General features: G+C 71.9%; 15 protein-coding genes. 3 read left to right on the forward strand and 12 right to left on the reverse strand.

From position 1 onward, the window contains the following. The 11 genes from AOK18_RS18690 to AOK18_RS18740 all read right to left on the reverse strand — a co-directional run. Positions 1-415: Asp23/Gls24 family envelope stress response protein (locus tag AOK18_RS18690; RefSeq protein ID WP_055695123.1), on the reverse strand; the 415-nt coding region annotated here is incomplete at its 3' end. A 182-nt stretch (positions 416-597) separates the two neighbouring features. Further along, a complete protein-coding gene (locus AOK18_RS18695) occupies positions 598-876 on the reverse strand; it encodes a gas vesicle protein K (RefSeq protein WP_055572674.1) in 279 nt (92 codons plus the stop codon). Continuing rightward, positions 873-1,100, reverse strand: coding sequence for a gas vesicle protein (locus tag AOK18_RS18700; RefSeq protein WP_055695118.1), 228 nt, complete (start codon positions 1,098-1,100; stop codon positions 873-875). Before AOK18_RS18700 ends, AOK18_RS18695 begins: the two co-directional genes overlap by 4 nt. Before the next feature lie 3 nt (positions 1,101-1,103). After that, complete coding sequence (locus AOK18_RS18705; protein ID WP_055695119.1) at positions 1,104-1,928, reverse strand: GvpL/GvpF family gas vesicle protein; 825 nt, start codon at positions 1,926-1,928, stop codon at positions 1,104-1,106. A gap of 19 nt (positions 1,929-1,947) precedes the next feature. After that, positions 1,948-2,289, reverse strand: coding sequence for a gas vesicle protein (locus AOK18_RS18710; RefSeq protein ID WP_055572677.1), 342 nt, complete (start codon positions 2,287-2,289; stop codon positions 1,948-1,950). Then, positions 2,282-3,364 (reverse strand): SRPBCC family protein, encoded by a 1,083-nt coding sequence (locus AOK18_RS18715; protein ID WP_055695120.1) that lies wholly within the window; start codon positions 3,362-3,364, stop codon positions 2,282-2,284. Before AOK18_RS18715 ends, AOK18_RS18710 begins: the two co-directional genes overlap by 8 nt. Positions 3,365-3,370: 6 nt before the next feature. Next, a complete protein-coding gene (locus AOK18_RS33075) occupies positions 3,371-4,156 on the reverse strand; it encodes a hypothetical protein (protein ID WP_055695124.1) in 786 nt (261 codons plus the stop codon). A 7-nt stretch (positions 4,157-4,163) separates the two neighbouring features. Next, positions 4,164-4,424, reverse strand: coding sequence for a gas vesicle protein GvpG (locus AOK18_RS18725; protein ID WP_055572679.1), 261 nt, complete (start codon positions 4,422-4,424; stop codon positions 4,164-4,166). Position 4,425: 1 nt separating this feature from the next. Continuing rightward, entirely contained in the window at positions 4,426-5,175 is a 750-nt protein-coding gene (locus AOK18_RS18730; protein WP_055695125.1) for a GvpL/GvpF family gas vesicle protein, read from the reverse strand. Positions 5,176-5,177: 2 nt separating this feature from the next. Continuing rightward, on the reverse strand, positions 5,178-5,663 hold the full coding sequence (gene gvpJ / locus AOK18_RS18735) for a gas vesicle protein GvpJ (RefSeq protein ID WP_055572680.1): 486 nt from the start codon (positions 5,661-5,663) through the stop codon (positions 5,178-5,180). Positions 5,664-5,697: 34 nt separating this feature from the next. Next, positions 5,698-6,018 carry a gas vesicle protein GvpO gene (locus AOK18_RS18740; RefSeq protein ID WP_055572681.1) on the reverse strand — a complete coding sequence of 107 codons (321 nt, stop codon included), beginning with the start codon at positions 6,016-6,018 and terminating at the stop codon, positions 5,698-5,700. A 189-nt stretch (positions 6,019-6,207) separates the two neighbouring features. Between AOK18_RS18740 and AOK18_RS18745 the strand changes: the two genes are divergently transcribed. After that, complete coding sequence (locus AOK18_RS18745; protein ID WP_055572682.1) at positions 6,208-6,378, forward strand: hypothetical protein; 171 nt, start codon at positions 6,208-6,210, stop codon at positions 6,376-6,378. Positions 6,379-6,614: 236 nt separating this feature from the next. Here AOK18_RS18745 and AOK18_RS18750 read toward each other — a convergent pair whose 3' ends face one another. Further along, positions 6,615-8,153, reverse strand: coding sequence for a fused MFS/spermidine synthase (locus AOK18_RS18750; RefSeq protein ID WP_055695121.1), 1,539 nt, complete (start codon positions 8,151-8,153; stop codon positions 6,615-6,617). Positions 8,154-8,436: 283 nt separating this feature from the next. Between AOK18_RS18750 and AOK18_RS18755 the strand changes: the two genes are divergently transcribed. Both AOK18_RS18755 and AOK18_RS18760 read left to right on the forward strand, forming a co-directional pair. Then, a complete protein-coding gene (locus AOK18_RS18755) occupies positions 8,437-9,417 on the forward strand; it encodes an arabinan endo-1,5-alpha-L-arabinosidase (RefSeq protein ID WP_055572684.1) in 981 nt (326 codons plus the stop codon). Continuing rightward, positions 9,399-9,722 (forward strand): family 43 glycosylhydrolase, encoded by a 324-nt coding sequence (locus tag AOK18_RS18760; protein WP_055695122.1) that lies wholly within the window; start codon positions 9,399-9,401, stop codon positions 9,720-9,722. Before AOK18_RS18755 ends, AOK18_RS18760 begins: the two co-directional genes overlap by 19 nt. Positions 9,723-9,960: the final 238 nt, after the last annotated feature.

Below are 9,960 nucleotides of genomic sequence, written 5' to 3' on the forward strand. Positions count from 1 at the left end.
GCGGGAGGTCCGCTCCCGGGACATGGACGTCGAGCACCTTGATGTTGATCTCGACGACCTCCAGTCCGGTCATCGTCTCGACCGCGTCCGTGACCCGGGAGCGGACCTCCCGCGCGACCTCCAGGATCTCGACGCCGTACTCCACCACGACGTCGACGTCGACGGCGGTCTGCTTCTCGCCCACCTCCACCTTCACGCCGCGGCCGGGATCACTGGAGCGGGAGACCTTCTCCTTGACCGCGCCCAGAGCGCGGGAGGCGCCCCCGCCCAGGGAGTGGATCCCCTCGGTCTCCCGCACGGCTATGCCCGCGATCGTGGAGACCACGGTGTCCGCGATGACGGTCGTCCCACGGGTTTCCCCCGTGGTGCCGCCCGTGCCCAGGGAAGTGCCGCTCAGAGTGTCGTTCGTCGCCATGGGTTCCTCGCACAGAGCCGTCGGGGAAGGGCCGCGGGCAGGATCCGGAGGGCTGCCGTCCACGGGCATCCGGTGCCCCGCGCCCTCATTCCACTGTGCGCCGGAAACCGGTCCACCGCCATTCGGGTGAGCGGACGGCGGGCCACCGCTCCACCCGCCCCGGCGCCCCCTCCCGGGGCCGGTCAGTCCCGGGGCAGCAGGGTGCCGAGCGGTCCCAGATCGAGGTTGAGGTCCTCCGGGCGCACGCCGTGCTGCTCACAGAGCTCCGTCATGCGCTGGTCGAGCAGCATCAGCGTGGTGCCGATCTCGTCGACCTGACCGTCGGTGAGGTCCCCCTGGTCGATGCGCCGCAGGGCCTGCCGTTCCATCAGCTGGCGCAGGAGCTCCACCACGGTGAGGACCAGGGCGACCAGATCGCGCCCCATCTGCTCGGAGTCCAGGTCGACCCGTGAGGCCGTCACAGCGGCCCGCTGTCGGCCCAGGGGGCCGGTACGCGTTCACCGACCGACGACAGCAGGGCGTGCAACGACACCCGGACGAGTGGAACATCGGCGATCGCGATGACCAGGTCCCCGCTCACGACGGCCCCGGTCGCCAGGACCCGGTCCAGGAGGTCGACCAACGGCACCCCGACGGGGCCGCTCAGGGCGCCCGGACTGTCCCACGGAACCGCGTCGTACGTCATCCCTCACACCTCGCCCACGAAGGAGTAGGGCACCCACGGGCCCGAGAGTTCGATCTCGGCACCGGTGCGTTCCCGCAAGTCCTTCACCACCACCTCCAGTTCGGCCGACCGGTGATCGGCGACCAGGTAGGTGGCGTTCAGGACCTGGGGGCGGTGGCCGTCGGCCGTCCCCGGTCCGTGCGGCCGGAGCCGGCGGGACGCCTTGGCGAGACGGCACACCTGCGTGTCCACGGTCTCGGCGACGCGCAGGGAGTCCTCCCGCCGCCGCTCGCGCCGCGCCCGCAGGGTCCGCCGGCGTTCCAGGTACGCCCGGCCCGCTCCCGGAGCCGGCCGGTCCCGGCCCTCCGGCGTGCCCGGCGTGCCCGGCCGCCGGGCCGTCCCGCCGTCGTCCTCGCCCGGGGAGCCGGCCGCGTAGACCTTCACGCCCCATTCGGCATGGTGCGCGATGCGTTCCAGGGCGGTGTGGAAGCGCGCCGACTCGTTCCCCAGCACGAGCCTGGCCCTGTCCTCCGCGGTGTACAGCGTCGCCAGGGGCAGGGGCACCGTGGGTGCCTGGGCGGCGACCACCGAGACGACCTCGTGGTGGGCCCGCGCGTACCGTTCGAGTTCGGGCTCGTCCGTCAGACGCTCCTGCCAGGCCTCGTCCGTGAACTCGGCGGCCCGGACGGTCTGCACGATCGCGGTGAGGGAGCCGAGCGGAAGCGTCCGCAAGGGCTCGTCCCGGGCGACCCCGGACACCCCGTCGAGAACCGGGCCGCCGTCGGCGCGGCAGACCGCGTACACGTAGAGGGCGGTCGTTCCCGGGGCTTCGGGGCCGTCCTCCGTCATGCCTGACTCCCTCCCCGACTCACGCATCGGCCGAGACCGTGTCCCGGAACCCGGACTCGAGTGCCTCCAGGCGGGTGCGCAGTTCGCGGTTCTCCTCCTGCAGGGCGCTTCGTGCCGCGCGGGAGCTGAGCGCCGGATCGGTCTCCCACCAGTCGATGCCGGCCTTCTTCGCCGTGTCCACGGAGGCCACGAAGAGACGCAGCCGGATGGTCAGCAACTCGATGTCGAGAAGGTCGATCTTGATGTCGCCGGCGATCACGATGCCCTTGTCGAGGACGCGTTCGAGGATGTCGGCGAGGTTGGTGTTCGGGGGCCCGGGGACGGGGTGGCCCGTGTCGTACCGGAAGCCGAGGTCAGTCACGACGGGCCCTCCGGGAGCGCCGCCCGGCGGGCTCCTCCTCCTCTTCCTCTTCCTCCTCCTCTTCCTCCGGCCCGGGCTCCTCCTCTTCGTCCTCGTACTCGCCGTCCTCGTCCTCTTCCTCGTCCTCGGCCTCGGCCTCGCCCGCCGGTCGCTCGCCCTCCTCGTCCTCGTCCTCGCCCTCCTCGCCCTCGGCCTCTTCCTCCTCGCCCTCCTCCTCGTCCTCCCAGCCGTCCTGGTCCTCTCCTCTTGCTTCCTCCTCCTCCATGGCCTCTTCGTGGGACTTGACGACTTCTCCGTCGCGGATCTCGCCACGCCAGGCCTCGGGCTCGTCGTTGGTGAGCGTGACGTACCGCTGGAAGTGCTTGAAGTCCAGCCGAACGCGACGCCCCTGGGCGCGCCAGAGGTTGCCCGTCTTCTCGAAGAACCCGGAGGGGTAGTACTCGAGGACCAGGACGATGCGGGTGAGGGACGGAGCCAGTTCGTGGAAGCTCACCGCACCGCGCGTGGTGCCCTTGGCGCCTTCCGACGTCCACACGATGCGGTCGTCGGGCACCTGCTCCTGGACCGTCGCCTTGAAGCTGCGCGAGGACGGCCCGATCTTGACCTTCCAGTTGCTGGTCGCCTCGTCCTCCATCGAGACGTCCTGAACGCCCTTGGTGAAACCGCTGAACTGGTCGTACTGGGTCCAGTGGTCGTAAGCGGTCCGCAGAGGCACTCCCACATCGAGCACCTCGATGATGTTCATGAGCTTGCCGCCGCCCGATTTGCGCTTGCGCTTTCCACCGCCGAAGGCCCCTTTGACCTTGTCCACGACACTGTCCTTGGCGCCCTTGGCCTTCTCCGAGACGAACGCCTTCACCGGTGAATCACCCTGGAGGACGCGTGAGCCGATCTTGGGCAGGGACCCGCCGTTCTCCGCGACGTCGGTCAGCCGGTTCGTGACGCCGGTCAGCTTGTCTCCCGCCTTCTCGGCGAACTTCCCCGCCTGCGCGCCGAGGAAGCCGGACAGCTCTCCCCGGAGCCTGCTCAGCCCGGACTCTTCCGCCTCGGGTTCTGTGTTCTTCGTCTTGGCCATGACTGGCTACCTCCGACGCTTCGTGCGCTTGGATGCGGTCCCCTTCGCCGACGACGACGTGCTTGCCGCCGCCTTCTTCGCGGGAGATGTCTTCTTGGCCGCGGTCTTCTTGGCCGGAGCGGACTTCTTGGACGCCGTCTTCTTGGCCGGAGCGGACTTCTTGGCGGGCGCCTTCTCGGCCGGAGCTTTCTTCCCGGCCGCTTTCTTCCCGGCCGGGGCGGACTTCTTCGCCGGGGTCTTCCTTCCCGACGGCCGCTTCTCCGGCTTCCGCTCGGGGACCTCCTCTTCCTCCGGGCCGGGCTCCTCCTCCTCCTCCTCTTCCTCCTCTTCCTCCTCTTCGTCCTCCGGGCCCGGCTCCTCCTCGTCCTCGTACTCGTCGTCCCCGTACTCCACGCCTTCGTCGTCCGGCGCCTCCTCGCCCTCGTCCTCGTACTCGTCCTCCACGTCTTCGCCCTCGTCTTCGTCCTTGCTCCGCAGAGGGTTGGTGAGACGGGCCGTGCGGTCGCTGAGCGTGTCGGCCAGCGAGCTCAGACTGCGGTTGGCGGTGGCGCTCATGGCCTTGCGGCCCGCCTCGAGGACCTCGCCCCGGAGCTGGTCCTGGAGCTGGGCGAACTGGGGCACCTCGCCGAGCCGGCGGATTCCCTCCGCGGCGAGCTGGCGGGGCGCCAGCCCGAACCGTCGGCCGGCCAGGTAGGTGGCGACGGTGAGGGCCAGCCGCCCCTTCCTGGTCCGGCCCAGCAGATAACCACCGACCACCGCGGCCCCGAGGGCAGCCTTGGACTGGTCTTCCATCAGCACGTCACCTTCGCTCGTGATCGCCGTGTGCCGGACCGACCCGCACGGCGTGCAGTCGGTCGAGCAGCCGTTCTTCTTCTCGTTCGAACTCGTCCGAGGTGATGTCGCCCGCCTCGAACTCCTGGTTGAGCACCGCCAGCTGCGCCCGCAGCACGGCGGGGTCGTGCAGTTCGCGTTCGGCGGCGTCGTGGAGCTTCTCCGCCACCCAGATCACGCCCCGGACCGGTGCGACGGGCAGTGTGAGCAGGCCGGTGATCAGTCCCATGTCACACCCCGCCCACGGGTACGGGACGGCCCGCGGACGGGACGAAGCTGTAGCAGGGGAGCGGGCCGGCGAGCCGGAGTTCCACCTGTTCCCGATGAGCGTCCGCGAAGGCCCGGGCCCTGGCGAGGAAGGCACCGGTGTCGCCGCGGTCGACGAGGAAGGACGTGTTGAGCGCACAGCCCGGGACGACGGGACCCGCTGCCACGGCGCGCGCCCCGGGCGTGAGGTCACGCACCAGGCGCTGCCCCGCCACCGCCGCTCTGCGGGCGAGCGCGGTGGTGACGGCCTCGCCCAGCCGGACACTGGCCTCGTAGCCGGGCCGCCGGCGTACGGCCTCACGGAGTTGCCGTACGTCCTTCTCCTCGGCGACGAGGGCCGCCAGCGCGTTCTGTGCCGGGAGCGCCTTGACGTTGATCTCGAAGCGGCCGGCCAGCCGTTCCAGAGCGGCGGCGTGCCGGGACCCGTCGGCGGCCGACCGCGCGAGGACCGTTTCCTCGTCCGACGCGACCATGCCGAACCGCATGGGCAGCACCGGTCCCTCGTCGGCCAGGCGCATCAGGAGTTCCTGGTGCGCCAGCAGGTCACGGCGCCGCGCGCGCAGTCCGGGCGGCGCGTCGCTGACGACCGCGCGGAGCGGGCCCCGTCCGATCGTCCGCACCGGGGCGGGAGGGGATCCCACGCCGCAGAGCCCCTCGGGGAGCACCGTTCCCGCGCGCACCATCGCGTAGACGTACACACCGCCGGCCGCCACGGTCATGCCTCCACGCGGCGTCGGCCGCTCTTGCGTGCGGGGGCGCGCCGCTTCTTCGGGCGTTCCCGCTGCTCGTCCTCGGCCTCGGTCTCGGTCCCGACCTCGTCGTCGTCCTGGTCCTCGGGCTCCTCGTCGCCGCCCACCGCTTTGCGCACGGTCTCGCCCACGGCGTCGGCGGCCCTGCGCACCTTGCGCTTGCCGACGGCCCTGGCCGCCCCGCCGCCGAACAGTTCGGGGACCGTGGTGCTGCGCGAATCGCGCTCCAGGTCCAGCCGGTTGCACGCCTCCGCGAACCGCAGATAGGTGTCCACGCTCGCGACGACGATGCGCGCGTCGACCTTGAGGATCTCGATCCCGACCAGGGAGACCCGGAGGAACACGTCGATGACCATGCCGCGGTCGAGGATCAGTTCCAGTACGTCGTACAGCGTGCCGGCGCGGGGCGGGCAGGCCACTACTTCGTCGGAGTAGTAGGTGGTGGCGGTCATGGAGGTTCCTTCCAGCGGAGGGCGCGGACACGGGTCACTCGTCGGCCGTACCCCGGCGGTAGCGGCGGACCCGGCGGTACTCCAGGAGCTCACCGGCCCGGTCGAGTTGCACCTCGTACGAGGCCAGGAGGCTCGTGGTGTCGGGGATCCGCGGAACCTCCAGGACGTCCACCACCACGCACCAGCCGTCGTCGGAACGCCGGACGGCGGACACGCCCTCCGCGGGGTGGTCGATCAGCCCCTCCAGGCTCCGGAGGGCGGCACGGGCCGCCTGCTCGGGCCCCCGCGCGGCTCCCGTGCGGCGTGCGGGGGCCGCGCGGGGGCTCCCGGCATCCGGGCGACGTGGTTCTGCCATACGGTCAGTTTTGGTGCTCCCGGCGGCCGCGCATCCCGGGCGGGGCCATCCGTGCGAAGCGCGGGACGCGCGGCACGGGGGCCGCGCGGGCGGGGCACGCGTTTTCCCGCACCGACATAAAAGAAACATCAAGACGGCACGCGTGCCGGGGGAACTCCGGGGCATCCGCTTTCTCGGAGGTTGATAACTATGGTTCCCCTGCTTCTTGTACTCCTGCTGGCCCTCGTTCTTTTCGGTGCCGGATTCGCGATGAAGGCACTGTGGATCGTGGCGGTGATCGTGCTGGCCGTGTGGCTGCTCGGCTTCGTCATGCGCTCCACCAACACAGGTGGAGGCCGAGGCCGGTGGTACCGCTGGTAGAGCGAGGAACACGCCTTACCTGAATGCTCGGGGTGGCGCCGGATCCGTTTCCGGTGCCGCCCCGCATTCATGCCCGCAGTACCGGGCTCTTCTCCGCTCCGGAGTCGTCACGGGGAGCGGGAGCACCGGCCACGACCGCTCCGCGGCCCCGCGTCGCGCCCGGGCCGGGGCCGGTGGGGCTCACCACCCGGAGGCGGCACCGCCGCGTCGGGCCGTACGGCTCCGGGGGGAACGGCTCACCGGCCGCTCCGTGAGCTCCGGGGCTGGAGGAGCTGGTCGACGGGGGCGTGGTCGTCGGTGAGCGGTCGGGCATCGCCGATCCAGGAGGTGAGGTCGTCACCGGTGACGATCCTCCAGCCGGTCCGCCGGGCGTCCAGCGCTTCCTGGGCCGCGCGCAGGTCGACCGGCCGGCCGGAGGCGAGCAGCACCAGATTGCCGCCCTCGGGGGCGGCGGACGGATCGAGGCCGAGGTCGGCGGGGTCGCCGGCGAGGGCGACGTGCGCGAAGGTCTCGCCGAGGGTGGCCGCTTCGGCCCGCGCGAAGGCCAGGCCACCGTGATCGATGAGGTTGGCGACGTACAGGCCGTCCTCGCGGAGCACCCGCCGTACGTCGGTCATCGCCTCCACCGTGGTGAGGTGCCACGGCACGCTGACGCCCCCGAAGGCGTCACCGACGACGAGGTCGCGGCTGCCGGCGTCCATCCGCCGCAGGCCGAGCCTGCCGTCCTCGACGCGCACGTCGATGCCGGCTTCCGGTGCCAGGCCGAGCCGGTCGCGGTCGATGCGCACGACCCCGCCGTCGATCTCGGAGACGAGGCTGCGCGTCCCGGGCCGGGTGGCCGCGAGGTAGCGGGGAAAGGTCAGTCCGCCGCCGCCCAGGTGGTGGGCGGCGAGCGGCTCGCCCCCGGGGAAGGCGGCATCCACCACCGCCGCGAGGGCGCGCACGTACGTGAACTCCAGGAAGGTCGGGTCGTCCAGGTCGACGTAGGAGTGCCGCAGGCCGTCCAGGACGAGTGTGCGGCCGCTGTCCCGGTCGGGGTCCGCGACGACCCGTGCGCAGTGGTACCTGGTCTCCGCGTCGCAGCCACCGGGCGCGACCGTGGTGGCGAGGCCGCCGGCGACGACCACGAGCGCGAGGGCGGGAGTGCCGCTCCACCGGCGCGTCCGCCACTCGACCAGCGCCGAACCGGCCACCAGCAGCGCCCCGAGGCCGATCAGGATGCCGCTGACCGGTAGCCGCGACACGAGGACGAACCCGGTGAGGACGGTGCCGGCGATGGCGCCGACGGTGCCGACGCCGGACAGCCGGCCGACGACCGTTCCGGTCTCGGCGAGGCTGGTGAGACGCAGCTTGGTGACGATCGGCGTCACCGCGGAGAGCAGCGCGCCCGGCACGAGGATGGTCAGCGACGCGATCAGCAGGAGCATCGCCGGTGCCCACTCCGCGGTGGTGCGCAGCACGGCGGGGGTGAGCGCCACGACCACTCCCGACAGCCCGAGCGCGGGGCCTATGAGCCGGCGCGGATCGACCCGGTCGGCGACGCGCCCGCCCAGCCACGAGCCGAAGGCGATCGCGGTCAGGGCGATGCCGATCACCGTGGTGCTGGTCTCGAGGGTGAGGCCGAGGTAGGGGGCCAGCAGCCGCAGGGCCACGATCTCGACCACCAGGACCGCGGCCGAGGACCCGAACACCAGCACGGCCGCGGCACGGGGACCCGGGCCGCGGGGCGTGCCCCCGGCGACAGGCGGGAGAGGCGATCCGGTCACGGGCGCCATCCTCGCACGCGACCCGCCCGCGGACGGGAGTCGGGAGAAACCGCCGGCGAAGACCGTCCACGCGAAGACCGTCCACGGGGAGAGCGTCCGTGGGGAGACCGTCCACGAGGAGAGCGTCCGTGGGAGAGCATCCGCGCGAAGACCGTCCGCGCGGAGAGGGGCGTCGATCGGAGCCGCGCGGGTCATTGACGCGCACGCGGTTCGATTCTACGGTCCCGTTCGAACTTGCGATCGTCGTCCGGTATTCCGGACAGACTCCGGCCCCCACCGCAAGGAGACCCGTATGCGCCGCAGCTCCTTCCGCCGACGTACCGCCCTGCTCGCCCTCCCCACCGCCGCCCTCCTCGCCCTCGTGCCGACCACCGCGTCGGCCTACCCCCACCCGGGACGCGTCACCGGGTCCGTTGTCACGCACGACCCCTCGATGATCCGGACGTCCTCCGGGCAGTACCTGCTCTACGCGACCGGCGGCGGCATCAGCAGCAAGACGTCGAACGACCGCACCGCCTTCAGCGCCGGGGCGGACGCCTTCTCCTCGCGCCCGGGCTGGTGGCGGACCTACTCCTCCGTGCCGGAGGCGTGGGCGCCCGACATCTCGTACCACGGCGGCAGGTACCTGATGTACTACTCCGTCTCGAAGTTCGGCTCCAACACCTCCGCCATCGGGCTCGCCACCTCCAGCACCGGGCGACCGGGCAGCTGGAGCGACCAGGGCACCGTCTACACGTCCGGCTCCTCCAGCGACTACAACGCCATCGACCCCCACCTCTTCGTCGACGACGACGGCACCTGGTGGCTCTCCTTCGGCAGCTGGTGGACCGGGATCAAGATGATCCGGATCGACCCGTCCAGCGGGAAGCAGCTCTCCTCCCACACCACCCGCTACTCCCTCGCCTCCCGGCCCACCGGGACCAAGGCCGTCGAGGCGCCCTTCGTCGTCAAACGGAACGGCTCCTACTACCTCTTCGCGTCCTACGACACCTGCTGCGCCGGCACCGGCTCCACCTACAAGGTGAAGGTCGGGCGCGCCACCGCCGTCACCGGACCGTACCGGGACAGGAACGGCGTCGCGATGATGAGCAACGGCGGGACGCCCGTGCTGGAGTCGCACGGCAGCGTCGTCGGCCCCGGCGGACAGTCGATCATGAGCGACGTCGACGGCGACCTGATCGTCTACCACTACTACGACGCCGACGACAACGGCACCCCCAAGCTCGGCATCAACCTCCTGAACTGGAGCAGCGGATGGCCCGTCGCCTACTGACCCTGCCGGCCGCGCCGCTGCTCGCCCTCACCCTCGGGCAGTCCTCCGCACAGGCGGCCTCGTTCGGCAACCCCGTCAAGGCGCAGAAGGGTGCCGACCCCTGGATCGTCCGCCACGGCGGCGACTACTACCTGGTCAGCACGTCCTGGACCGACGTCATCACCCTCCGCAGGTCCGCCACCCTCGCCGGGCTCGCCACCGCGGCCGCCGACGCCGCCGACTGCTCCACCGCGGACGCGGCCGACGTACGGCAGTGGACCTGGCCGGACAACGCCTGCCGGCAGTGGCGGCCCGACCCGGTCTGAGCGAGCGGGGACCCGGAGTGCGTCGGGGTGCCTTCGCGGCACCCCGACGCGTCCCGTGTGCGGTGCGTCCCGCGGGCGGGGCGCGTCAGCCCAGCGGGGCCATGCCCGCCGCCTCCGGCCAGCTCTGCGCCCCGGACCAACTGGTCCCCGGGGCCTGGGACAGCCCGTCGGTGCCCCTGACCTGCGCCGCCGTCAGACCGCCGCGGGCGGGGACCCCGGGCGGCGCAGGTCAGGGGCA

It is taken from the genome of Streptomyces prasinopilosus, from assembly GCF_001419695.1.
GTDB lineage: Bacteria > Actinomycetota > Actinomycetes > Streptomycetales > Streptomycetaceae > Streptomyces > Streptomyces prasinopilosus.

Coding starts and splice junctions, on each gene's coding strand:
- AOK18_RS18715 (WP_055695120.1), bottom strand. CDS start 3,364: ATGGCCAAGACGAAGAACACAGAACCCGAGGCGGAAGAGTCCGGGCTG.
- AOK18_RS18750 (WP_055695121.1), bottom strand. CDS start 8,153: ATGGCGCCCGTGACCGGATCGCCTCTCCCGCCTGTCGCCGGGGGCACG.
- AOK18_RS18745 (WP_055572682.1), top strand. CDS start 6,208: ATGGTTCCCCTGCTTCTTGTACTCCTGCTGGCCCTCGTTCTTTTCGGT.
- AOK18_RS18725 (WP_055572679.1), bottom strand. CDS start 4,424: ATGGGACTGATCACCGGCCTGCTCACACTGCCCGTCGCACCGGTCCGG.
- AOK18_RS33075 (WP_055695124.1), bottom strand. CDS start 4,156: ATGGAAGACCAGTCCAAGGCTGCCCTCGGGGCCGCGGTGGTCGGTGGT.
- AOK18_RS18760 (WP_055695122.1), top strand. CDS start 9,399: ATGGCCCGTCGCCTACTGACCCTGCCGGCCGCGCCGCTGCTCGCCCTC.
- gvpJ (WP_055572680.1), bottom strand. CDS start 5,663: ATGACCGCCACCACCTACTACTCCGACGAAGTAGTGGCCTGCCCGCCC.
- AOK18_RS18700 (WP_055695118.1), bottom strand. CDS start 1,100: ATGACGTACGACGCGGTTCCGTGGGACAGTCCGGGCGCCCTGAGCGGC.
- AOK18_RS18740 (WP_055572681.1), bottom strand. CDS start 6,018: ATGGCAGAACCACGTCGCCCGGATGCCGGGAGCCCCCGCGCGGCCCCC.
- AOK18_RS18705 (WP_055695119.1), bottom strand. CDS start 1,928: ATGACGGAGGACGGCCCCGAAGCCCCGGGAACGACCGCCCTCTACGTG.
- AOK18_RS18755 (WP_055572684.1), top strand. CDS start 8,437: ATGCGCCGCAGCTCCTTCCGCCGACGTACCGCCCTGCTCGCCCTCCCC.